The 23,925-nt window shown below is 61.6% G+C and carries 25 protein-coding genes; 22 read left to right on the top strand and 3 right to left on the bottom strand.

Annotated elements, in window-relative coordinates:
* Positions 1–59: 59 nt before the first annotated feature.
* On the top strand, positions 60–1,310 hold the full coding sequence (locus DWU98_RS02700; protein ID WP_115493902.1) for a dicarboxylate/amino acid:cation symporter: 1,251 nt from the start codon (positions 60–62) through the stop codon (positions 1,308–1,310).
* Between the two features lie 187 nt (positions 1,311–1,497).
* Here the strand turns inward: DWU98_RS02700 and DWU98_RS02695 are convergent, their stop codons facing one another.
* Positions 1,498–2,430, bottom strand: coding sequence for an alpha/beta hydrolase (locus tag DWU98_RS02695; protein WP_115493901.1), 933 nt, complete (start codon positions 2,428–2,430; stop codon positions 1,498–1,500).
* A gap of 12 nt (positions 2,431–2,442) precedes the next feature.
* Positions 2,443–3,048: a TetR/AcrR family transcriptional regulator gene (locus DWU98_RS02690; RefSeq protein WP_115494167.1), complete on the bottom strand. Its 606-nt coding sequence runs from the start codon at positions 3,046–3,048 to the stop codon at positions 2,443–2,445.
* A gap of 257 nt (positions 3,049–3,305) precedes the next feature.
* Here DWU98_RS02690 and DWU98_RS02685 point away from each other — a divergent pair, with 257 nt between their 5' ends.
* From DWU98_RS02685 to DWU98_RS02585, 21 genes are all read left to right on the top strand, one after another.
* Positions 3,306–3,638: a YXWGXW repeat-containing protein gene (locus DWU98_RS02685; protein ID WP_115493900.1), complete on the top strand. Its 333-nt coding sequence runs from the start codon at positions 3,306–3,308 to the stop codon at positions 3,636–3,638.
* Between the two features lie 129 nt (positions 3,639–3,767).
* Positions 3,768–4,136 carry a YXWGXW repeat-containing protein gene (locus DWU98_RS02680; protein ID WP_115493899.1) on the top strand — a complete coding sequence of 123 codons (369 nt, stop codon included), beginning with the start codon at positions 3,768–3,770 and terminating at the stop codon, positions 4,134–4,136.
* Positions 4,137–4,417: 281 nt separating this feature from the next.
* Complete coding sequence (locus DWU98_RS02675; RefSeq protein ID WP_115493898.1) at positions 4,418–5,521, top strand: Glu/Leu/Phe/Val dehydrogenase dimerization domain-containing protein; 1,104 nt, start codon at positions 4,418–4,420, stop codon at positions 5,519–5,521.
* Between the two features lie 307 nt (positions 5,522–5,828).
* Positions 5,829–6,086, top strand: coding sequence for an acyl carrier protein (locus DWU98_RS02670; RefSeq protein WP_230474624.1), 258 nt, complete (start codon positions 5,829–5,831; stop codon positions 6,084–6,086).
* Positions 6,087–6,103: 17 nt separating this feature from the next.
* Positions 6,104–6,865 (top strand): glycosyltransferase family 2 protein, encoded by a 762-nt coding sequence (locus DWU98_RS02665; RefSeq protein ID WP_115493897.1) that lies wholly within the window; start codon positions 6,104–6,106, stop codon positions 6,863–6,865.
* Positions 6,866–7,053: 188 nt separating this feature from the next.
* On the top strand, positions 7,054–7,593 hold the full coding sequence (locus DWU98_RS02660) for a LolA family protein (RefSeq protein ID WP_230474623.1): 540 nt from the start codon (positions 7,054–7,056) through the stop codon (positions 7,591–7,593).
* The gene (locus DWU98_RS02655) at positions 7,590–9,953 is read left to right on the top strand and encodes an MMPL family transporter (protein ID WP_115493895.1); all 2,364 of its coding nucleotides are present in this window, start codon (positions 7,590–7,592) and stop codon (positions 9,951–9,953) included. Before DWU98_RS02660 ends, DWU98_RS02655 begins: the two co-directional genes overlap by 4 nt.
* A 28-nt stretch (positions 9,954–9,981) precedes the next feature.
* Positions 9,982–11,205 carry a beta-ketoacyl-ACP synthase gene (locus tag DWU98_RS02650; protein WP_115493894.1) on the top strand — a complete coding sequence of 408 codons (1,224 nt, stop codon included), beginning with the start codon at positions 9,982–9,984 and terminating at the stop codon, positions 11,203–11,205.
* Between the two features lie 88 nt (positions 11,206–11,293).
* Complete coding sequence (locus tag DWU98_RS02645) at positions 11,294–12,037, top strand: beta-ketoacyl synthase chain length factor (protein WP_115493893.1); 744 nt, start codon at positions 11,294–11,296, stop codon at positions 12,035–12,037.
* On the top strand, positions 12,013–12,804 hold the full coding sequence (locus DWU98_RS02640; protein WP_115493892.1) for a lysophospholipid acyltransferase family protein: 792 nt from the start codon (positions 12,013–12,015) through the stop codon (positions 12,802–12,804). Before DWU98_RS02645 ends, DWU98_RS02640 begins: the two co-directional genes overlap by 25 nt.
* The gene (locus DWU98_RS02635; protein ID WP_115493891.1) at positions 12,801–13,070 is read left to right on the top strand and encodes a phosphopantetheine-binding protein; all 270 of its coding nucleotides are present in this window, start codon (positions 12,801–12,803) and stop codon (positions 13,068–13,070) included. The genes DWU98_RS02640 and DWU98_RS02635 overlap by 4 nt, the downstream gene beginning before the upstream one ends.
* Entirely contained in the window at positions 13,058–13,603 is a 546-nt protein-coding gene (locus tag DWU98_RS02630; protein WP_115493890.1) for a COG4648 family protein, read from the top strand. Before DWU98_RS02635 ends, DWU98_RS02630 begins: the two co-directional genes overlap by 13 nt.
* Entirely contained in the window at positions 13,600–13,959 is a 360-nt protein-coding gene (locus tag DWU98_RS02625) for an ApeI family dehydratase (RefSeq protein ID WP_115493889.1), read from the top strand. Before DWU98_RS02630 ends, DWU98_RS02625 begins: the two co-directional genes overlap by 4 nt.
* Positions 13,956–14,936: a lysophospholipid acyltransferase family protein gene (locus tag DWU98_RS02620; protein ID WP_115493888.1), complete on the top strand. Its 981-nt coding sequence runs from the start codon at positions 13,956–13,958 to the stop codon at positions 14,934–14,936. The genes DWU98_RS02625 and DWU98_RS02620 overlap by 4 nt, the downstream gene beginning before the upstream one ends.
* A complete protein-coding gene (locus tag DWU98_RS02615; protein ID WP_115493887.1) occupies positions 14,926–15,387 on the top strand; it encodes an acyl-CoA thioesterase in 462 nt (153 codons plus the stop codon). The genes DWU98_RS02620 and DWU98_RS02615 overlap by 11 nt, the downstream gene beginning before the upstream one ends.
* Positions 15,384–16,100 (top strand): class I SAM-dependent methyltransferase, encoded by a 717-nt coding sequence (locus DWU98_RS02610; RefSeq protein WP_115493886.1) that lies wholly within the window; start codon positions 15,384–15,386, stop codon positions 16,098–16,100. The genes DWU98_RS02615 and DWU98_RS02610 overlap by 4 nt, the downstream gene beginning before the upstream one ends.
* A gap of 193 nt (positions 16,101–16,293) precedes the next feature.
* A complete protein-coding gene (locus DWU98_RS02605) occupies positions 16,294–17,484 on the top strand; it encodes a beta-ketoacyl-ACP synthase (protein ID WP_115493885.1) in 1,191 nt (396 codons plus the stop codon).
* The gene (locus DWU98_RS02600) at positions 17,481–17,945 is read left to right on the top strand and encodes a hotdog family protein (RefSeq protein ID WP_115493884.1); all 465 of its coding nucleotides are present in this window, start codon (positions 17,481–17,483) and stop codon (positions 17,943–17,945) included. The genes DWU98_RS02605 and DWU98_RS02600 overlap by 4 nt, the downstream gene beginning before the upstream one ends.
* Positions 17,942–18,670, top strand: a complete 729-nt coding sequence (gene fabG, locus DWU98_RS02595) for a 3-oxoacyl-ACP reductase FabG (RefSeq protein WP_115493883.1) — start codon at positions 17,942–17,944, stop codon at positions 18,668–18,670. Before DWU98_RS02600 ends, fabG begins: the two co-directional genes overlap by 4 nt.
* 206 nt (positions 18,671–18,876) lie before the next feature.
* On the top strand, positions 18,877–19,317 hold the full coding sequence (locus DWU98_RS02590; protein WP_196239452.1) for an excinuclease: 441 nt from the start codon (positions 18,877–18,879) through the stop codon (positions 19,315–19,317).
* Positions 19,318–19,408: 91 nt separating this feature from the next.
* Positions 19,409–20,566, top strand: a complete 1,158-nt coding sequence (locus DWU98_RS02585; RefSeq protein ID WP_115493881.1) for an isovaleryl-CoA dehydrogenase — start codon at positions 19,409–19,411, stop codon at positions 20,564–20,566.
* Between the two features lie 163 nt (positions 20,567–20,729).
* Here DWU98_RS02585 and DWU98_RS02580 read toward each other — a convergent pair whose 3' ends face one another.
* Positions 20,730–23,696: a S8 family serine peptidase gene (locus DWU98_RS02580; protein WP_115493880.1), complete on the bottom strand. Its 2,967-nt coding sequence runs from the start codon at positions 23,694–23,696 to the stop codon at positions 20,730–20,732.
* Between the last annotated feature and the right edge of the window lie 229 nt (positions 23,697–23,925).

The following is a 23,925-nucleotide window of genomic DNA, read 5'->3' as shown; positions in this document are numbered from 1 at the left end:
CATGCGACAACGCTTCCCCTTCGGCTTGTTTCGGATGCAGCTTTCAGGAGGAACGTGTTATGCAGTCGACCGTGCTTGCGTCTTCCACACCGCGCCGCTTCCCGCGGCTGCCTATGTGGCAACAGATTCTACTCGCGATGATCCTTGGCCTTGCGGTGGGGCATTTTGTGGGCGAGCCCGCGAAAATGTTGGCACCGCTGGGCGACATGTTCATGTCACTGATTCGCATGTGCGTGATACCAGTGGTGTTTGTGTCGCTGGTGTGCGGCATTACATCGCTTTCGGATATGGCGACGATGCGGCGCATGGCGTGGAAGTCGCTGGTTATTTACGCGGTGACGATGGCGGTAATGGCAGCCATTGCGATGGGGCTGGCAATGGTGTTCAAGGTGGGCGCGGGCTTCGGGCTTAGCCTGAGCACCAGTCATGCACCTGCGGCGCCGACCGCCAGCATTAAAGATGCGCTGATCGGCGCCATTCCTTCCAACCCGTTCAAGGCGTTTGCGGAAGGTGCGTTGTTGCCGACGATTGTGTTTGCGATGTTCTTTGCGCTCTCGATTAATTTTGCCGGCGAAGCGGCCGCGCCGGTGCGCACGTTTTTCGAGAGCCTTGCCAGCGTGGTGTTCAAGCTGATTCACATCGTACTGGTGTTTGCGCCGATCGGTGTGTTTGGGTTGATGGCGTATGTCACGGCGGATCACGGCTTTACCGTGCTGGGGCATCTCGGCGCGCTGGTGGCGGTGACGTATGCGGCGTTGCTGATTTTTATGTTTGTGATCTGCAGCGTGTTGCTGATGCTGTTTCGGATCAATCCGCTGCCATTTTTGCGCAAGATGCTACCGGTGCAGTTGTTTGCGTATTCGTGTGCCAGTAGTGCGGCGACGTTACCGTTGAATCTGGAGAACACGCAGGATCGCATGGGTGTGGATACGCGCGTGGCGAGCTTTGTATTGCCGTTGGGCTGCACGGTGAATATGGCGGGGCTGGCGTGTTATCTGGGCACGGTGGCGATTTTTGCGAGCCATGCGTATGGGGTGCAGCTTTCCTTCGGCCAGTTGTTGACGGTGATGGTGATGATCACGCTGGCATCGATCGGCGCTGCGGGTATTCCCGGTGCGGCGCTGGTGGTGATGGGGCTGGTGCTGTCGTCGGTGGGTTTGCCGCTGGAGGTGATCGCGGTGATTGCGGCGGTGGATCGCTTGCTGGACATGTGCACGACGGCGGCGAATGTGACGGGGGATGCGGTGACGGCGGTGATAGTGGCGAAATCGGAGGGGGTGTTGGATTGGGAGAAGTATCGCGGCGAGTGAGTGGGCTGAAACTGTTCTTCGCCGCTTCGTTGTCGCCCGAACACGCCCCTCCCCCTGCTTGCAGGGGGAGGCTGGGAGGGGGTTGGGATACGTGCGTGAAACTATCCCGCAAGTGCTGCCTACACCACCCCAGCCCTCCCCTGCGCGCAGGGGAGGAAGCGGTTTTTGGCGATGATGAGATGACTTGCTACGCCAGCCCGAATGGCAAATTCGGCGATGCCACGACGCGATCACCCACACGTTCGCCGCGCGCAAACGCCAGCGTTGCATCGATCACTTCTGCCGCATCCAGAATGCGGTGATGGCCCAAGCCTTGCGTGGTGAGCAAGCGCGCACCCGGCCAGTAACGTGCGTAGCGCTCACCCTCTTCCCATGGCACTTCGCGATCATCCAGGTCGTGCACGATCAAGCCGGGCTGGCCGAGTGCGGGAACGTGACGATGTACATGCAGCTCGCGCGCATGCACGCCGGTGCGGCGTTCGTACCAGGAGAGGAACGGCTCGCGCAGATGTTGGCCGAGCCGCACGAAACGGATGAAACGATTGGCGGCGGCCTCGATGTCGGCGGCGGGGGCGATCAGCGCGAGACGTTGCGCATGCCAGTGTTCATCCTGCGCCAGCGCGAGTGCGGCACCGCCCATGGAGTGCCCAATCGCGAGCGCGGCCGTACCGAAATGCTTGCCCACGGCGCGGACGGTGGCGATGAAATCCGGCAAGGTGCACAGCTTGCCGGTGCTGGCACCGTGACCGGGTTGATCGAAGCTGACCACGGCCAGGCCCAGTGCGCGCAGTTTTGCCACCCACGGCAGATAACGCAGGCCGAAGCTGGACCAGCCATGCACCAGCAACGCATAAGGTTGCGTGGATGGATTGCCCCACACATAGGTCGCGATGGTTTCGCCGCCGATGTGGAGTTCGCCGCGCCGCATGGCCTCATCCGGCTGCGCGGCGCGTGCACGGCTGCGACTGCTGGCAAAAGGCGTGGCGAACAACCGCGCCGCGCGATCCACGGTGCGCGTGGGTGCAAGCCGGCTGCCCACGGCGAAACCCAGGCGCACCGCGCCAAGTTTCCATGTGTTGCGCGCGGTGTGATGACGCGAACCAGCGGATTGTTGGGTCATGGCGGCAACCTCCTACGGCTGATAACTGGCGAACAGGCGGTCGAGCGCCGCCCAGGTGTGGCGATGCGCATCGTCGAAACCGAACAGGCTGGCGTCGTGATGCAAGGCCAGCAGCAGCGCGTAGATTTCGAAGGCGAGCTGTTCGGCGTGGGTGTCGGCGCGCAGATCACCGACGTCGATCGACTGGCGCACGGCACGTATGAGCTCATCGCGCCAGCCCGATTGCTGCTGCTTTACGCGCGTGCGCAAGGCGCTGTTCTCGCGGCCGTCGTATTCCATGACCGCGCTGATCAATACGCAGCCGCTTTGATGGATACGCCCCCACTCGCACCACCGCTCCAGAATGGCGCGCAATCGCGTGAGCCCGCGCGGCAGCGTTACCGCGGGGCGCATGACGAAATCGACGAAGCGCCGGGTGGTGGCGTCCAGCAGCGCCAGTTGCAGTTCTTCGCGCGACCCGAAATGGGCGAACACACCGCTCTTGGACATGCCCACGCCGAGAGCCAGCGCACCGATGGAAAGACCTTCCAGGCCATCGTGCCGGGCCAGCTCGTAAGCGTGCTCGAGGATCAACTCGCGGGTGGTGGCGCCTTTGCCAGGGCTGGTGGAAGCGTTCATGCGACCAAAAATAGCACGACCGTTCGTTTTATTCCATAAGCCACGAAGCGCAATGGCCCATCCATGACCCATTGCCAAGCCGAAACATCTCCGCAAGATTGTCCCCTCACCCTAGCGGGTGGGGGACGGGTGGTTTCGCAAAATTCTGCTGCTAGCTGAACGACGCTGAGGCCGCACGTCAACACCAGCAAAGATGATCGCGTTCCCCGCACTGCCAGCCGCCTGTTGCGGCGGCCTAACTTTGGAGAGAGGACATCATGATGAGCATGACCCGCAAACTGGCGCTTGTTGCAGGCATTGCCCTCGCGTTTGCCAGCGTGAGCTATACCCCGCCTGCGTCTGCGCAGGTGAGTGTCGGCGTGGGTATCAACGTGGGTCCGCCGCCGCCGCGCTACGAAGCTGTTCCGCCGCCGCGTCGCGGCTATGTGTGGATGCCCGGTTACTGGCGCTGGGACCGCTACGCGCATCGCCATGTATGGGTGGGTGGCACGTGGGTGCGCGCGCGCCCGGGCTACTTCTGGCATCCCGGTGTATGGGAGCGCCGCGGTGGTGGCTGGTACTGGCGTGACGGTTATTGGGGCCGCCGCTGATCGCGCATCAGCGCAAATCCCTGCGCTCCATCGCCATGATGGAGCGCAGGTTCACGCAAGCAACACAGCCTAGACTCTTCGCACCTGACGGACCGGCAGCTTTCCGGTCCATTTTTGTGGGGAAATTTCATGTCATTGCGCTTTGCAGCCTTGCTTGCCCTTGCAGGTGTCACTGCTGTCACGGCCGGTTGCGTGGTGGAACCGGTACCGCCACCGCGTCCGCATCGAGTGGTGTATGTGGAACAACCCGCGCCGCCGCCGCCGGCTTATGTTGAAGTGGCGCCGCAGCCGCCGCCGGTCGAAGTGATCGAAGAGGTTCCGCCGCCGCGTCCGGGCTATATCTGGGCACGCGGTTACTGGCACTGGAATGGCGCCCGCTATGTCGCCGTGCGCGGTCATTGGGAAAGCGTTCGCCCGGGCTACCACTACGTGCATCCGCATTGGGAACGGGGCCCTGGCGGCTGGCATTTCCACGTGGGTGTGTGGGTGGCCGGTTAAGCCTATCGTTTGCAGAAACTCGAAAAATGCCCCGCTTCGGCGGGGCTTTTTTTGCTCGCGGGACACGTGCGTGAACGACCAGCGCCGGCTGCAGTGGCGCACACCCTTTGCTGCGGCGCGACAGGCCTTCTTCACGAGTCGTATTAAACTTACACGGCTAACTTTCGCCCCAGCCTTCTTGCTGGGGCTTTGAGTTTTCAGGCGTCAGGTCCTTGGCGGGGCCAACGCATTCCCTATCAGTGCCGTCCCCAGGCACCGTCATATGTGGAGTTCACGTTCCAATGATTTTCGAAACCATCGCTAAAACAGGCCACGAAGAAGTCGTCTTCTGCCACAACAAAGACGCGGGCCTGAAAGCCATCGTTGCGATCCATAACACGGTGCTGGGCCCGGCCCTGGGCGGCCTGCGCATGTGGCCGTACAAGACCGAGCAAGATGCAGTCAACGATGTGCTGCGCCTGTCGCGCGGCATGACCTACAAGAACGCCGTCGCCGGCCTCAACCTTGGCGGTGGCAAGGCGGTGATCATCGGCGATCCGTCGAAAGATAAGTCCGAAGCGCTGTTCCGCGCCTTCGGCCGTTTCGTCAACTCGCTCAACGGTCGCTACATCACGGCCGAGGACGTGGGTATCGACGTGAACGACATGGAATACGTGTTCCGCGAAACCGAATACGTCACCGGCGTGCATCAGGTGCATGGCGGTTCGGGCGATCCCTCCCCGTTTACCGCCTACGGCACGCTGCAGGGCCTGATGGCGGCGCTGAACTTCCGCCACGGCAATGAAGACGTGGGCAAGTACAGCTACGCCGTGCAGGGCGCGGGTCACGTGGGCAGCGAATTCATTAAGCTGCTGCGCGAACAGGGCGCCAAGGTGTTCGTCACCGACATCAACAAAGACGCCGTGCAGCGCTGCGTGGACGAACTGGGTTGCGAAGCCGTGGGCCTGGACGAAATCTACGACGTGGACGCCGACGTGTACTCGCCCTGCGCACTGGGCGGCACGGTGAACGAGCAGACCATCGATCGCATCAAGGCCAAGATCATCTGCGGCGCGGCCAACAATCAGCTCGCCAACGATGCCATCGGCGAAGAACTGCAGCGCCGCGGCGTGCTGTACGCGCCCGACTACGCCGTGAACGCCGGCGGCGTGATGAACGTCTCGCTGGAAATCGACGGCTACAACCGCGAACGCGCGATGCGCATGATGCGCACCATCTACTACAACCTGGGCCGCATCTTCGAAATCAGCAAGACGCAGAACGTGCCCACCTACAAGGCGGCCGACCGTCTGGCCGAAGAGCGCATCGAGGCCATTGGCAAGATCAAGCTGCCGCACATGGGCAACGGCGGCCAGCGCTTTGCCGGTCGCATGCGCGGGCAGTAAAAAACTGCACCATAGGGTACTGGGGACGCCGGTCGCATGACCGGCGTTTTCTTTTGCGTTCGACCCTGGCCCGGGCACGCTCGCACGGGGTAGTTCTGCTAGACTTTTTCGGCGCAAGAAAATGTGCGGTAAGGCATTGCCGGCATTGGGCAAAGTTTGAAATAAGGGGAACCCGCCCAGCGGGTTGGAAACAAACAATAGCTTTCACCGGCCAGGCCTTCGGCTGCGGCGCATTGGGCGCCTGCCGATAAAGGTACGGGGAAGGTCATGCAGGGTCGCAGAGCAGGTTGGGTTTATGAACGCAATGATGGAAACCGGGATCAGCGATGAAGACATCCTGCTCAGGCTCAAGGAGGTGCTGCATGACACCTTCGAGATCGACCCGTCGCGCGTGAACGCCCAAACCCACCTGTTCACCGACCTGGAACTGGACAGCATCGATGCCGTGGACCTGGCCATCCAGGTGCAGGACATGACCGGCATGCGCATCAAGCCCGAGGACTTCAAGAACGTGCGAACGGTCGGCGACGTGATCGCCACCGTGCGCGCGCTGCTGACCCGTTGAACGCAGGCGAGTGCGTCATGCCGCACGCTTTCCACCCCTGCGCGCTGATTCCCATCTACAACCATAAAGACACCATCGCCGCCACCGTCAAGGCGCTGCGCGCACATGGGCTGCCGGTGCTGATCGTCGATGACGGCAGCGATGAGGCTACGCGCGCCGTGCTCGCCACATTGGCGGCACCTGGCGTGCAGTTGTTGCGCCTGCCGCGAAACGGCGGCAAGGGGCGCGCCATCACCGCCGGCATGATTGCCGCGCGCGATACCGGTTACTCGCATGCGCTGCAGATCGATGCGGATGGTCAACACGATGTGACGGACGTGCCGCGCTTTCTTGCCGAAGGCCGTGCGCATCCTGCCACGCTGATCTGCGGCCAGCCGATCTACGACCACAGCGTACCGCGCGCGAGATTGTATGGGCGCTACGTGACGCATGTGTGCGTATGGCTGGAAACACTCTCGTTCATGCTGCGTGATTCGATGTGCGGCTACCGTCTGTATCCGCTGGATGTGACGTGTGCCGAGATCGATCGCGCGCCCTTGCCCGCGCGCATGGATTTCGATACCGAAGTGGCCGTGCGCCTGATGTGGCGCGGCGTGCCGGTACGCAACCTGCCCACCCGGGTGATTTATCCGCAAAACGGCCTGTCCCATTTCCATATGCTGCACGACAACCTGCGTATTTCCGCGATGCACACCCGGCTGCTGCTAGGCATGTTGCCGCGGGCGCCGATGTTGCTGTGGCGTAAGCACAAGAAGAGGGGTGCCGCATGGGCGGCATGAACGTTTCACGTGACTGCACTCCCGGCCGTCATTCCCGCGAAAGCGGAAATCCATTTTCACGCCTGCATCAGGGCAGGATGGATTCCCGCTTTCGCGGGAATGACGGCAGAAAACATACGGGGGGAGCCTGGTTTTTTGTACTGCTGTTCCTATGCGTCAGCGTGCATGCACAGGACACATCGTCCAACTTGCTTCATTCCATTCTGAGCGAGCTGAGCCAACACACGGCAGTGCGCGCCGGCTTCACGCAGCAACGCCAGAACCCCGCGCTCACCCAGCCGCAAACCAGCAGCGGCCAACTGCTGTTCGTCACCGGCCACGGCATGCTGTGGCAAGTGCAGCAGCCGTATCAGCAAACGCTGGCCCTTACTGGCACGCGCGGCGTAAGCATCGACAACAACGGCACCATGCATCCCGTGCGCAGCGAGCGCGGCGTCAGCCAGATTGCGCAGATGCTGCAAGGCATGCTGTCAGGCCGGCTCGATACTGTGACGCGCCAGTTCACGGTAAGTGTGGATGGCAGTGCCGCGCAGTGGACGCTCCACTTCACACCGAAACAGGCGCGCGTGGCGCAGGTGCTCAAAGGCATCGAGCTCGATGGCGGCGCGTTTCTACAACGTATTCGCATCACGATGCAGGACGGTACGCAAACCGATATCCGCATGACCGACACCCGCGATGCCGGCCCGCTAAGCGCGCTGGAAAAGCATGCGCTCGATCTGCCATGACAGAACGCAACCTGTGGCTGCGCGCGGGATGGTTTCTGGCGGCGATGCTGCTGGTCACCTTGCTCGGTGCATGGCTGCTGTTTGGACGGGGACGCTCGCCGATCCAGACCGATCTGCTGGCCATGCTGCCAGCCACCGAACGTAATCCGCTGGCTGAAATCGCCGCGCAGCGCCTGGCACATGCCAATGGCGATCGCGTGATCCTGCTGGTGCACAACGCCGATGACGATCACGCCAAAGCAGCCGCGCGCGAACTAGGCCGCATGCTTGGCAAGAACAATGTCTTTGCCTCGGTAACGGCCGAACTGCCGCCGTTTGATTTGCAGCAACTGGTCGCGCCCTATCTCGCGCATCGCTTCATGCTTTTAACCGATGCGGATCGGCGCGCGCTCGCCCAGCCCGGTTATAACCCGCAGCAGGCGCTTGCCCAACGCATCAACGAACCGTTCGTCACCGGGGTGGGCACGCGGCTGCAGGATGATCCGTTTGGCTGGCTGCAGCACTGGCTGGATCAACAGCCATGGAGTCGCTCGCCCCTGGTGCCGGAAGACAACCTGCTCACCGTACATCGCGACGATGGCAGCTATGTGATGGTCACCGCCACGCTCAAGGGCTCCTCCTACGACGATGTGGTTCAGCGCCGCGCGTTGGATGCGCTGGCGCAGGCCGAACAAGCGATCGAGCACGATGAACCCGGCACACAGGTGTTGCGCACGGGTGCGTTGTTCTACGCCGCTTCCGCGCGCGGGGGGGCGGAACGCGATGTGCATCGCGTTGGTTTGATTTCCACGCTCGGCATCGCGCTTTTATTGCTGGCCGTGTTCCGTTCGCCCGGACCGCTGCTGCTGGCGTTTCTTTCCACCGCCTTGGGCATCGTCGCGGCAACCGCGATAAGCGTGCTGGTGTTCGGGCAGATTTATCTGCTCACGCTGGTGTTTGGTGCGGCGTTGCTGGGCGAAGCGGTGGACTACTCCATCCAATACCTCACCGCGCGCGCCAATGCGGGTCAGGTGTGGGAGCCCCGCAAGGGCCTGCGTCAAGTTCGCCCTGCCCTGTTGCTGGCGCTGGGTACATCGCTGCTGGGTTATGCGTTGCTCGGGCTGGTACCGTTTTCCGCATTGCGGCAGATGGCGTGCTTCGCCATGACCGGCATGGCGGTGGCGTGCCTGAGCGTGTTTTGCCTGTTGCCTGCCCTGCTGCAACGCCCTGCCAAGCCGCTATCGACGCTTTCCGTGCGCAGCGCACTCGCGTTGCAGAGCGCATTCTCGCGCGTGACATCCGGGCGCCGCGGATGGGCGCTCGCCATCGTCGCGTTGCTGCTGGCGATACCCGGTTGGCGGCAGTTGCGCCATGACGATGACGTGCATCTGCTCATCTCGCCGCCCGCAACGTTGGTGACACAGGAAGCACGCATTCGGGATATCACCGGCCTTGGCAACAGCACGCAGTTCTATCTCGTGCAAGGTGCGAACGAGGAGCAGGTGCTGGAACGCGAAGAAGCGCTGGAGCAGCGGCTGCAAAGCATGGTGGATACCGGAACGCTGCAAGGCTGGCTGGGACTGGCGGGCATGGTGCCTTCCTTGCAGCGTCAGCGTGCCGATCACGCGCTGCTCGCCCCGCTCTTTGCGCAACCGGACCGCATGCGCCAGTGGCTGAGCACAGGGGGTTTTCGCGATGCCGACATCACGCGCTTTGTGGAAGCGTGGCCCGGCACGCCGCTCACCCTGCAAGCGTGGCTGCAAACTTCTCTCGCTGCGCCCTTCCACTATTTGTGGATGGGTGACGATACTCGCTACGGCGCAGCTTCACTGGTCGTGCCGCAAGGCGATGCGTCTAGCGCGCAGCTCGCGCAGGCCGCTGTGCATTTGCCCGGCGTCAGCCTGGTGGACAAGGCCGCTGGCGTCTCCGATCTGTTTGGTCGCTATCGTCGCTACGCCAGCGTCTGGCTGCTCGCCGCACTGTTGTTGATCGTGCCTGTATTCGCCTGGCGTTACGGCTTACGCCAAGTGCCGCGTGTGCTGGCGCCGCCGGTGTGGGGCATGGGCTTGACGCTGGCGTTGCTCGGTTACCTGCATCATCCACTTACGCTGTTTCATTGGATGGCCTTGATGCTGGTACTCGGCGTGGGCGCGAATTACGCCGTCTTTTTGCGCGAGGGCGAACCGCATATAACCCATCGCCCCGGCGCGATGTACGCGAGCGTGCTGCTTTCGGCTATCACTGCTTTATTGTCGTTCGGACTCTTGGCGTGGAGTTCGATGCCGGCGCTGCGCGACTTCGGGCTTACCCTGCTGTTGGGTATCGGTTTCACCGCCTTGTTGGTACCCATCAGCGTGGCACCACGGACACGTTCGCCATGACTTTCTTTTTCGCACGGAGCAGGACCCGATGAAGCGTGTCGTCATTACCGGCATGGGCGGCATCACACCACTGGGACACGACTGGACGACCATCCAGCCGCGTCTTCGGGTAGGACACAATGCCGTGCGCCGGATGCCGGAGTGGGATTTTTATGAATCGCTGAACAGCCGGCTCGGTTGCCCGGTCGATGATTTCCAGGTCCCCGACTGGCCGCGCAAACATCTGCGTTCGATGGGCCGCGTGGCGCAACTCGCCGTAGCCGCCAGCGAACGCGCGTTGCGCGATGCGGGTCTGCTCGATGACGCCTGCATCAGCGATGGACGCATGGGCGTGGCTTACGGTTCCTCCGGCGGCAGCATCGAACCGGTGCGCGTGATGGGACGCATGCTGGAAACCGGTTCTATGCAGGGCGTGACGGCGACCAGCTACGTACAGATGATGGCGCACACCACGGCGGTGAATGTCGGCATGTTTTTTGGTTTGAAAGGACGCATTCTGCCCACCTCGAGCGCTTGCACGTCGGGCAGCCAGGCGATCGGCTACGGCTACGAAACCATTCAACAAGGCAAGCAGGCGCTAATGGTGTGTGGTGGTGCGGAGGAACTCTCCGGCCCCGGCGTGGCGGTGTTCGACACCTTGTTCGCCACCAGCACGCGCAACGATGAAGCCACGCTCACGCCACGTCCCTTCGACCGCACGCGCGATGGCCTGGTGGTCGGCGAAGGCGCTGCCACGCTGGTACTGGAAGAGTACGAACACGCGCGTGCACGTGGCGCGCGCATCTATGCGGAAATCGTGGGCTTCGGTTGCAATTCCGATGGCAACCACATTACGCAGCCTACCAGCGAAACCATGGCAACCGCCATGCGACTCGCGCTCGATGATGCACAGGTTTCCCCCGAGGCGATCGCCTACGTCAGCGCGCACGGCACTGCGACCGACCGTGGCGATATCGCAGAAAGTCATGCCACCGCCCAAGTACTCGGCAAACGCATGGCAATCAGTTCGATGAAGAGCTTCGTGGGCCACACACTGGGCGCCTGCGGTGCACTGGAATCGTGGTGGGCGATACAGATGATGCGCGACGGCTGGTTCGCGCCCACGATCAATCTGGAGGAACCGGATCCGGCGTGCGCGGAGCTCGATTACATCGTGGGCGCAGGACGCGCGATGGGTGCGGAGTATGTAATGAACAACAACTTCGCGTTTGGCGGGATCAATACGTCGCTGATTTTCAAGGCGGTGGATTGATGCGTGCGACACTTTCCAGTCCCACGCACCGTCATTCCGACGAAGGCCGGAATAACGATGAGGTCATTTTGAGGGAACAGGTGGTCTGATGCAGTTTCGCATTGACCGACATTGTGCATGGGCTCCCACGCTCGACACCGATGCGTCCTGGCAAGCATGGACGCGTAAGCCTGTTACCGTGCCCGACAACAACGAGCAACCAAGCTGCGACTTCCTCCCCGCCATGCAGCGCCGCCGTCTCAGCCGCCTAGCGCGCATGACGATGCACGTTGCATGGCCCTTATGCAGCGAAGACGAACAACTGCCGTTTGTATTCGCCTCGCGCCACGGCGAAACACCGCGCACCTTTGCACTGCTGGGTGAAGTGGCCGAGGGGCAACCGCTTTCGCCCACGCAATTTGGATTATCGGTACACAACGCGATCGCCGGGCAATGGTCGATGCTGCGTGGTCAGCGCGGCGAATCGGTGGCGGTGGCGGGCGAAGCCGATACGTTCGAACATGCGATGGTGGAAGCCGCCGCGCTGCTCGGCGATGGCGCCAAAGCCGTATTGGTGGTGATCGCCGAGGAACGCCCACCCGTCGCCTATGACGACTGGATCGACGATGTGCCGTTTTCGTATGCTGTGGCACTGCGATTGAGAGGCATTGAACCGGAGCACGATGCGCAGACCGGCGAACGCTGGAAGCTGCGTCTGGAACCGAACCCGGGTACGTCCGCAACCGGAGCCTGGCCGCACGCTTTATCGTTTGTGCGCGCCTTGCATACGGGGGGCAGCACACTCGTACATGCGTGGAAGACACGTCGATGGATTTGGCAGCGAATCCCATAAGGCACTCCAGTGCCGGCAATCATCTGTGGCGCTTGTTCGCCACAGGGGCGAGCTTTGTGTTGTTCGGGGTGGGTGGACTCGCCCTACGCCTGATCGTGCTGCCCCTGCTCGGCTTGCTGCCCGGCGATACGCTTGTACGCCAGCGTCGCGCGCGCGCGGCGATCAGTAAAGCGTTCTATCTGCACGTGCAGTTCATGTATCGCAGCGGCGTGCTGGATTACGAATTCCAGGGCATCGACCGGCTTGGCCGTCCTGGCCAGATGATTATCGCCAACCATCCGTCGCTGATCGACGTGGTGTTTCTCATCGCGCACATCCGCGATGCCAACTGCATCGTCAAGCAAGGCTTGTGGCGCAATCCCTGCACGCGCGGCCCGGTTCAACGGGCGCGGTATATCAGTAACAACGGCAGCCCGGACATGCTCGAGCAAGCGGCCAGTGTCTTACGTGCGGGCGAAACGCTGATCGTCTTTCCCGAAGGCACGCGCACGACGCCAAACCAGGCGCCCGTATTCCACCGCGGTGCGTCCGCCATTGCGCTGCGCGGTGCCCGTGTGATCACGCCGGTATTCATCACCGTCGAGCCCACCACGCTCACCAAAGCCGAGCCCTGGTATCGCATCCCGGCGCGACGCGTGCGCGTCACGCTGCGCGTGGGCCACGACATTGCACCGGAAACCTTCAACGCCGCCGCGCCGCTGCCGATCGCATCGCGCCGGCTCAACGCCCATCTGCACACACTCTTTCTCAGGGAGCTTTTGCCATGAACGCGCTGCAGCAGGAAATTGCGCAACTGATCATCGACACCCTCAATCTGGAGGATGTCACCGTGGCGGATATTTCGCCGGACCTGCCGCTGTTCGGCGAAGGGCTCGGCCTGGACTCGGTGGATGCACTGGAACTGGCGCTGGCGCTGCAGAAGCGCTATGACATCCGCATCGCATCCGATTCGAAAGATGCCCGCCAGCATTTCACCACTGTGGCCAGTCTGGCCAGTTTCGTGCAGGCACAGCGGGACGCATGCGCAAACTGACCTCCATTCTGTTGCCATTGGCGGGGGTGCTCTACCCCTTCGTGGTGTATTTCGGCATGAATCGCGTGCCGCCGCCGATGTTCGCGTTGGTGCTCGGCGCGATCTGGCTGATCCGCGCGCCGAGTCTGCTGAAGGAACCGGGCGGTCGCTGGATGCTCATCGCCGCATTGACCTATTGCGCGTTACTGGCCTTGAGTGGCGAGGCGGTGTTGCTGCGCTGGTATCCCACGCTGATCAGCGCCCTGCTGTTGTGCGCGTTTGGCCTGAGCCTCCGGTTCGGGCCGCCGATCGTTGAACGCATCGCGCGCGTGCGCGAACCCGACCTGCCCGATGCGGCCATTCCCTACACACGCAAGGTCACGTGGGTGTGGGTAGGCTTTTTCGTCTTCAACGGCGTGATGTCCGCGGCACTGACGCTATGGGCGCCGCTGGCGTGGTGGACGCTCTATAACGGTCTGCTGGTGTATTTCATCATGGGCACGCTTTTCGTCGGCGAGTGGCTGTTGCGCCGCCGCCTGCGAGGTGTGGCGTGAACGCGAAGCCTCGCGATCCCGAAGTGCTGGCCGAGCATCAGCACGATGCCGTGTGGACGCTGGAACTTCGTGTCCCATCCGACCTGATCTATTTCGACGGTCATTTTCCAGTGGCGCCGGTGTTGCCCGGTGTCGTGCAGATTGGCTGGGCTCTCGCGCTCGCGTCGCCGCGATTGGGTATCTCCACGCGTTGCCAGGTGATGGATGCCTTGAAGTTCCAGCAATTGCTGCGACCTGGCGACCGTGTCGACCTGACGTTGCGTTATGACATCGAGCGCCGCACGCTGCATTTCGCCTATCGCTACGGTGAAAAAGCGTATTCTTCCGGCCGACTGGCATGGAGCGCCCAGACATGAACGAGCAGATCGCCCAGGAACGCCACTGGTCCGCGTATAAAGAGCGCGGCAGTCTGTTCTTGATGCGGCTGACCGCCTTCAGCGTGCGTGTGTTCGGACGCCGTTTACTGGCGCCGGTGCTGTACCTGATCGTGTTGTATTTCTTTGTGTCCGCGCGTAGCGCGCGGCGCAACATCGGGCAATATCAAACGTATCTGGCGGCATGGAGCGACCACGCGGCGTTGCGCCCTACGCCAGGCAGCGTGTTCGAGCAGTTCATGGCATTTGCCGACAACCTGCTCGACCGCCTGGATGTCTGGCGTGGCCGGCTGCGTTTCGAGCAAGTGCAATTGATCGACCCGACCGGCGTGCGTGCGCGACTCTTGCGCAGCCAGCACGGTGCGCGCGGTGAGATGCTGGTGGTGACGCATCTGGGTAATCCCGATGTCTGTCGCGCCATGGCTGAGCTCAGCGAACGCGTGCCGCTCAACGTGCTCGTGCACAATCGCCATGTTGCGCAATTCAATCGACTGCTGGGCGAAGCGGGGGACCGCAGCATGCGGCTGATCCAGGTGAGCGAACTGGATACGGCGATGATGATGGACCTGTCACAACGCATGGAGCGCGGCGAATGGCTGGCGATAGCCGGCGATCGCGTGCCGTTGCATGACGCGCGGCGCGTCACGGTCGATTTTCTCGGTCATCCGGCGGCGTTTCCGCAGGGTCCGTGGCTGATGGCGGGTCTGCTGCGCTGCCCGGTGAATCTGCTGTGCTGCCTGAAAGTGGAAGGCCACTATCGCATCTACCTGGACACGTTTCTCGCCAGCGCGCGATGGGAACGCGGCCAGCGCGACGAAGCCATCCGTGGCTGGGTGCAGCGCTACGCGGATCATCTGTCCGCGCAATGCTTGATCGCCCCACGGCAATGGTTCAACTTCTACGCCTACTGGCAACCGGTCGAGCCCCCTGCCAAAAAGGAGGCAACCCATGCGCACTAGCGGTGTTCTCCATAACGACGTGGACATTCTCGTGCCCTTCTACGACGTCGACTCCATGAACGTCGTCTGGCACGGGCATTACGTGAAGTATCTGGAAGTGGCGCGCTGCGCATTGCTCGACGACATCGGCTACAACTACGTGCAGATGAAGGAATCGGGCTATGCATGGCCCGTGATCGATCTGCAATTGCGTTATGTTCAAGCCGCACGCTTTGGACAACGGCTGCATGTACGCGCCGATCTGGTCGAATGGCAGAACCGTCTGTTGATCCATTATCTGATCAAGGACGCGGCCACCGGACAACGCCTCACGCGCGGGAGCAGTGTGCAGGTGGCCATAAACATCGCCAGCGGCGAGATGCAACTGGTGTCACCCAAGGTTCTCATCGATGCCGTTGAACGGCGACTCGCCAGCGGTTCGGCGCACTCCTCCTCTTCTGTCATGCCATGACTTACGCCAGCCCCCATTACGTCGAAGAAACCCGCATCGGGTTTCATTTCCTGAGCAGCTATACCTGGCAGCATCATGTGCTGCGCGTGGCGATCAACGATCTCAAGCGTCTGATCGGCGAACCGCCGCCGCAAGGCGGTACCTTGCTGGATGCGGGCTGCGGTCAAGGCAAATCGTTTCGGCTGTTGCGCGAGGCGTTTCAACCGACGCGTCTGCTGGGGCTGGACGCCGATCCGCACAGCCTCGCCCTTGCCGAAGCGGAAGGCGAACGGGAAGGCATTGTCATCGACCTGCACGCCGCGGACTGCGCGCAGATTCCGCTACCCGATGGCAGCGTCGACATTGTGTTCTGCCATCAGACCTTCCATCACCTGGTGGAGCAGGAACGCGCCCTGGATGAATTCTGGCGTGTGCTCAAGCCGGGCGGATGGCTGCTGTTTGCCGAATCGACCAAGGCGTATATCGACACGTGGGTGATCCGCTGGTTTTTCCGGCATCCGATGGATGTGCAAAAAAGCGCCGACGAATATCTGGAGATGCTGCGTCAGCGGGGCTTTGTCTTCGCCGCGTCGAATGTGTCTTTTCCGTATTTATGGTGGAGCCGCTCGAAGGACTTCGGCCTGCTCGAACGTTGGGGCCTATGCGCACCGCCACCGCCCGGGCAGCGTGAGGAAACCTTGGTGAACGTGGCGGCGAGGAAGCCGGTGGTATGACGCGGATCGTTGCATGCCTCACGTCTAGCCCCCTCCCCTGCAAGCAGGGGAGGGCCGGGGTGGGGTTGCGCGAACTTGACGTGCTATTGAAGTACACCGCGAGTTTGAGTGCCCCACCCCACCCCAACCCTCCCCTACTGCACGTAGGGGAGGGGGCCGTATATGGCGAGCTCGAAACACCAGGTTTCTGCGTATGAATATGTACCTCAACGCGCTTGGTGTCATCTGCAACCTCGGTGCAGGCAAAGCCGCCGTCGCTGAAGCGTTGTTCGCAGGCGACGACAGCGGGATTCGCAGCGAACACGGCTGGATTCCCCAACACGAACCACCGCTTGGCAGTGTAAAAGCCCAACTGCCGCCCATCCCGGCTACGCTGATCGAGCGCCGCAACAATCGCAACAATCGCCTGCTGCTTGCCGCCGCACTGGAAATCGAAGCCGATATCCGTGCTGCGATGGAACGCTATGGGCACGCACGCGTGGGCATCGTGCTTGGCACCAGCACCACGGGCATCGAAGAAGCCACGCACGGCATTGGCGCTTATCGCCGCGATGGCGCGTGGCCCGAGGACTATCGCTATGCGCATCAGGAGCTCGGTGCGCCGGCGGAATTTCTCGCCGAATGGCTGTCCGTCTCCGGCCCCTGTTACGGCATTTCCACTGCGTGCACTTCTGGTGCGCGCGCCTTGCTGAGTGCGCAACGCTTGCTGCGGCTTGGTGTATGTGATGCGGTGGTGTGTGGTGGCGTCGATACCTTGTGCAGGCTGGCGATCAATGGCTTTCATGCGCTGGAAGCCATCGACATGCAACGCTGCGATCCCTTTTCCAGGCATCGACGCGGCATCAACATTGGCGAGGCAGCCGCACTGTTCCTGATGACGCGCGAGCGAGGGCCGGTGCAATGGCTGGGTGGTGGCGCAAGTTCTGATGCGTATCACATGTCTTCGCCCGACCCCGAAGGCACGGGTGCGACGACCGCCATGCGCAACGCCTTGCAGAGCGCCGGCCTGGAGGCCACGCGCATCGATTACATCAATCTCCACGGTACCGCCACCGAACTCAACGACAGCATGGAAAGCCGCGCCGTGGCCGGTGTATTCGGCAGCGCGGTGCCCTGCTCGTCCACCAAATCACTCACCGGCCATACGCTGGCCGCGGCGGGCGCATTGGAAGCGGCCTTCTGCTGGCTCAGCCTCGCCGACAGCCGCAGCGAACGCCGTCTGCCACCGCACCTGTGGGATGGCGAAGCCGATTCGGCGTTGCCCGCCTTGAATTTCACGCACGTAGGCAGCCATCTGCCCACGGGGGGGCGGCGTTACATCATGAGCAATTCGTTCGCCTTCGGCGGCAACAATGCGTGCCTGATCTTTGGGGATCCTGCATGAGGGTATGCCCGATCGCCGATGTGCTTCCTCACGCAGGCGACATGATCCTGCTCGACGGTATCGAGCACGTGGAAGCCGAACGCATTGTTTGTACGCGCATCGTTCAACCGGGTGGTTTGTTCGTGGAAGTCGATGGCAGCCTGCCCTCCTGGGTGGGCGTGGAGCTGATGGCGCAGGCCATCGCCGCATGGGCCGGCTGTCGCGCGCATACGCGGCAGCGCGCTGTGCAGTTGGGTTTTCTGCTTGGCACACGCCACTACGAAGCCAATGTCGAGGCCTTCCCTGCCGGTACATGCTTGCGCATAGAGGCCATTCGCGCCTTTCATAATGAACAAGGCATGGGCGTGTTCCATTGCCGTATCGACGCCGAAGGCATCCACGCCGAGGCCCGCCTCAACGTATTCAGCCCACCCGATGCGGACGCATTTTTCAGAGCGCTCGGTGAAGGAAAATCCGCATGACTGAAACCATCCTGATCACCGGCTCCAGCCGCGGCATCGGCCGCGCTATTGCGTTGCGCCTCGCGCAGGCAGGCTACGACATTGCTTTGCATTGTCGCAGCAGGATTGATGAAGCAGAGCACGTTCGCACGGCCGTGCATGCGCTGGGACGCAACGCGCGCATCTTGCAATTCGACGTGGCCGAGCGCGCCGCGTGCGCCGCGGCGTTGCAGGCGGATGTCGATGCGCATGGTGCCTACTATGGCGTGGTGTGCAACGCCGGCCTCACTCGCGACGGCGCATTTCCCGCGCTGAGCGATGAGGACTGGGACCAAGTGCTTCGCACGAACCTCGATGGCTTCTACAACGTACTGCACCCGGTGATCATGCCGATGATCCGCCGCCGGCAAGCGGGACGCATTGTCTGCATCACGTCGGTTTCAGGCCTGATCGGTAATCGTGGGCAGGTGAACTACAGCGCCTCCAAAGCCGGTGTGATCGGTGCAGCCAAAGCACTTGCAGTGGAACTGGCCAAGCGCAAGATCACCGTGAACTGTGTGGCGCCAGGTTTGATCGATACCGATATGACCAGCGAGGACGCCCCGCTTGAGGACATCCTGAAAATGATTCCGATGCAGCGCACCGGCACGGCGGACGAAGTGGCCGCAGCGGTGCAATTTCTGATGAGTCCGGAGGCTGCCTACATCACGCGTCAGGTGCTGGCGGTGAATGGCGGGTTGTGCTGAAGACTGCGGCAAGAGCGTCCTTTGCCATTCTTCCCGCGAAGGCGCAGATGCTTTACAACAGCGAAGTAGGTCAATCCATCCTGTTCGCAATGAGAAGGGGCAGTGGATTCCCGCTTTCGCGGGAATGACGTCGTAAGGATGGGGAATGACGTCGTGGGAATAAGCGTTTGCGAAAGACCCGATACTCGATAAGGGAGCTCATGCGTATGAAAGCGAAGTCGCTATCCATTGTTGCGTTGTTGGCGATCGTGCCCGGCCTGGCGCTGGCGAAAGACAAGGTCGTCCATTTTCCGTTCGAAAATGCTGTCATTGCGGCCACCCAAAGCGGCAAGCTGGATGGCACCGTGAAGTTCTACCTGGCTGGCAGCACGCCGAGCGGCCACGTCGAGGTAGTGAGTGATTACCTCCTTGTCACGCGCAGGACCAACGCGTTTGGCAAGAACGATCAGAAAGCCTGCGATTGGGCGCTGCAATCGGCGCTGATCGCCATGCAGGAGGGCGCGAAAGAAGCAGGCGTCAACGCCCTGGTCGATATCGTCAGCGATTTTGGCAGTGAATACCGCGACAGCACGAATTACGAATGCCACGTAGGCACGTTAATGGCCGAGGTATCCCTCAAGATCAAACGCGCCAAGGTGCAACCCTGACTTTGCCAAGGCCCTGATGCGCCGCGTCAGGGTCTGAAAAACTGTCTGCGCTACAATTCCCCGGTCCAGCGCCCCTCCCCAGGAGTTTGTCATGCGTCCGTTTCCGCTCGGTGAAGAGATCGACCTGCTGCGCGACAGCGTTAACGCCTTCGCGGAAAAGGAGATCGCGCCGCGCGCCGCGCACATCGATCACGAAAACCTCTTTCCGCATGACTTGTGGCGAAAGATGGGTGAGATGGGGTTGCTCGGCATTACCGTGCCAGAGGAATACGGCGGCAGCGGCATGGGTTTTCTCGCGCACATGGTGGCGATGGAGGAGATTTCGCGCGCATCCGGTTCGGTGGGCCTTTCATACGGCGCGCACTCCAATTTGTGCGTGCAGAACATCTATCACAACGGCAACGAAGCCCAGCGCCGCAAATACCTTCCCAAATTGTGCACGGGTGAACACGTCGGCGCGCTGGCGATGAGCGAACCCGGTGCCGGTTCCGATGTGGTGGGCTCAATGATGTGTCACGCCGAACAGCACGGCGATGCGTGGGTCGCCAACGGTTCGAAAATGTGGATCACCAACGGCCCGGATGCGAACGTGCTGCTGGTCTACATGCGCACCGCCCCACGCAACACCGGCAGCCGCTGCATGACAGCCTTCATCGTTGAAAAAGGCATGAAGGGTTTTACGACCGCGCAGAAGCTGGACAAGCTCGGCATGCGCGGCTCCAACACCTGCGAGCTGGTGTTCGAAAACTGCGAGATTCCCGCCGAAAACATCGTGGGCGAGGTGAACGAAGGCGTACGCGTATTGATGAGCGGATTGGACACGGAGCGCCTGGTGCTCTCGGGTGGCCCGATCGGGCTGATGCAGGCCGCGCTGGATATCGCCCTGCCGTATGCGCGCGAACGCAAGCAGTTCAATGCACCGATCGGTACGTTTGGCGTGATGCAGGCGAAAATCGCCGACATGTACACCAAGCTGCAAAGCTCGCGTGGCTTTGCCTACATGGTAGCCACGCAATTTGACGCGGGCATCAAATCGCGCATCGATCCGGCCGCCTGCCTGCTCAATGCATCGGAAAGTGCGGTGCAAGTGGCGTTGGAAGCCATCCAGACGCTGGGCGGCAACGGCTACATCAACGAATACCCCACCGGCCGATTGCTGCGCGATGCCAAGCTTTATGAAATCGGTGCGGGCACGAATGAAATCCGTCGCATGCTGATTGGTCGTGAGTTATTCCACGGACGTGGATAACGCCGCGCCCTCTCCGAACGCTCCGAACTGGAGGCTCGCCGCAAAGCGTACCGGCGTTTGCCGGAATGACGGTAAGGCGAAATGAAGCCTTCCGAGTAATCGGGACATCCTTGAGTTCAGAGCTTTTCCCCTCTCTCTTGAGGAAAGAGGGAACCTGGGGTGATTAGAACCTCACGCTGTAATTGAACGTGCCCATCGTTGCATGCGCACGTTGCGCGTCGTACTCGTTGACACCCATCGATAGATCCGAGCGCGACGAGAACTGCCAATCCAGCGAAAGGCCGGCAACGCTGCCGTAGCGCGACAACCCGATACCGTCGACGGGCGTGAATGCTTGCAGCGCCGTGAAACTGGCATTCGGCAACACCCCACGCATCGCGAAGGCGTCTTGCCATAGCAGGCGCGCCTGCAGACTCAGACGCGTGCCGTTGGCCAACAGCCACTGCCGCGAGCTACGCAAGCCAAAGCCTGCCTGCCAGCGCTGGATGGACTGCGAGCCGGACATCAGGCCAAAGCCGTCGCCACCCAGTTCATCGAAACCGTCGCGCTCGACGTTGGCATATTCCAGGTTGGCGTACGGCGTGAATTTCCAATCACCCGCGTTGAAGCGATAACCGCTTTCACTGTACGCAACGTCGTAACGGCCGTTGCTGATGCTTCCCACGCCAGCATATTGACTGCCGAGCAGCAATTCGCGTCGCGTGTCCTGCCAATCGGTGCCGGCACCGAAACGACCCATGGCATACCAGTTTCCCTGCACGAAGCCGCCATAGATCATCGCCTCCACGGCGCGGCTGAAACCTTCATCGGCGGTCTGCTGCAAATTGCCCAAGCCTTGGCTCTGGCTGAGTGCATAACCCAGGATGCCGCCGTTGCCGAACATACGGTCGCCGCCCACCATCGCACCGTTGAGCTGGAAGCCAAGGCTGTCGTAACCGCTGCGCGCGAAGCTCCCCTGGTAGCCGAGATTTTGGCTCCAGCTATGGAATGTGTTGAGGCTCAATGTCTGTGGATGATCGAGCAAGGTGTCGAAGCGATCGGACAGTGCGAGCGTATCGGCATCGATCGCTTCGAATGTCATCGCCGCACTCGCCGCGTACATCTGGCCGGAGAGACTGTCCAGGCTCTGCTTCATGGCGGCGGCGGTCTGTGTCTGCTGAATGCTCGCGGCACCGCTGACGAAACTGCTCGGCAACGCCTGCGCCGTTGAGCTGCTGCCCATCACGCTATTGATGGTGTTGAAAGCGTTTTGCACGCGCTCGGCCGCCGCAACCGTCGCCGACGAATACGCTATGCCCGTGATGTTGGTCAGAGTGACTTGCGTAACGTTGAGATAAGCATCGTCGGCGTCGTAGCCGATCGACGCCGTCAGTGTGAGCGATGACGGCTTGCCTATCGTGGAATTGAATGTGCCGCTGAGCCCCTGTGTCGCCGACAGCACGATGGTATGTGAATTCATGACATACCCCGCATCGGCGCCGTATACGTACAGCTGCGGGCTGCTGGCGAGCGTGGCGCTTCCGGTCACTTGCAAGGCCGATCCCAGCGGCACCGCAAGACGCCCGCCGGTCTGTGTATAGTTGCCCGTCATGGTGAGATTGCTGCTGCCGACCACCAGTGCGCCTTGGCTGGTGACATTGCCGGTGATCAGCGGTTGGGATGCGCCGACCGAACTTCCGTTGATCGCAAGTGTTCCCGTCGACGCAATGCTGATGCTCGATGCCAGGGAGCCAGCATTTAACGTACCACCATTGACTGCAGTGTTGACCGACGTTATCGACGTCGCGTTCAACGTACCTGCGTTGACCGTGGTATCAGCCGACTGCAACGAAACGGCGTTCAACGTACCGCCGTTGACGGTCGTGTCGCCGGTATAAGTGGACGGCTGGGTCAAGTTGAGCGTACCGGGCCCATCCATGATCAAGCCACCCGCGCCCGAGATGGGATTGTTCCAGCTCGATGCACCATTGAATCCAACCTCGACATTGCCCCAGTTCAATTGCTCCGGACCATTCACCGCGGCACCGACGTTGAGCGCACCGTAACCAAACGTAGGATTGGGCTGCGAACCGCCCAATGGCGTTGCCGTACCCAGCAAGGTCTGCTGAACCAGGTAATTGGAAAAATAGGGATAGGCCTGCCAGACCAGCGCGGCGGCGCCCGATATCTGCGGCGCCGCAAACGAGGTGCCTTCCACCAGGTAATAGGTAGGATTGGTGGTGCTGGCAAGGGTGTCCTTGTCCAGCACAACGACGTCGCCCGGTGCCGCCAGGCAATAATTCATCGCGATGCCGCACTTGTTCGAATAGCTTTCAAGTTGCGTTGGATTGTTGCTGTTGAGCGCCACGGCAACCAGCCATCCGTGCTCAAGGCCTGGGTCGGTACTGCCGATCACGCTCGGCAGCGATGCGATCGTGCTCGGGTTGGCCGTCGAATCGTTGCCCGCGGCGAATACCACCAAGCCGTTGTGCTGTTCGACGAACGGCGAATAGGCGTTATCGAACGCTAGTGTGGTGGCGGTGTCGCTGCTGCTCCAGGTAATGCCGCCCCATGAGTTGTTCATGATCTGCACACCGGCGTTGATCAGTTGCAGCGTGACCTGCCCCAGTGGCGTGGCGTCAGAGGGGGCGACCGGGGTCGCCGGAGTTGAACCGTTATCGTCGGGCGCGTTGTCGTCAATAATGCGTGCAGAGACCAGACTGGCACCCGGTGCAATGCCGCCTGCAAAGCCGGCGTACGACACGCCCGCCGCAATCTGCGAGACCCAGGTACCGTGGCCGACGACGTCGGGAATGTTGACGTTGTTGGTCGACGGATCGACGTCGACGAATTCCTGAAGCACACGTCCGGCGACGGCGGGGTTGTTGGGCATGATGCCGCTGTCGACAATGCCGATGGTGACGCCCGCACCGGTAAACCCTGCGTTGTGCGCGGCGGCGGCGTTGGTCTCCGCTATTTGTGCCGTGTGCTGTTGTGGCGTAACGGTGACGCCGGATGATTGGCTGGGCGACGGCGAAGGGGACTGGACATTGCCGTTGCCGCCGCCTCCTCCGCAACCGGTCAATCCCAAAGCCAGGGAAATCAATACGGCTACTTCACGGCGGCGTTGCGCCTGCATCCCCATTGCCATAAACCTCACCCAGTGAGCATGTTTATCGAGCACCCGTTGAACGCCATCGCTCCCACAACAGCGTTCCGTCTTAGCTTATTCGCATGCTTTGTAGGATTGCGAGAAAATTCCGTCCCCACAAACACGTGATTTCTCACGAAAAGTGCCATTTGCTGCTTTGCACCGTGGGCTGCGATAATTCGCAAATTCCTTCCCTGGCGCCCAGCGCCATACAGCTTCCCCGGAGATC

This window comes from Dyella monticola (assembly GCF_003363155.1).
GTDB classification, from domain to species: Bacteria; Pseudomonadota; Gammaproteobacteria; order Xanthomonadales; family Rhodanobacteraceae; genus Dyella_B; species Dyella_B monticola.
This window is presented reverse-complemented; position numbering and strand designations above follow the sequence as displayed.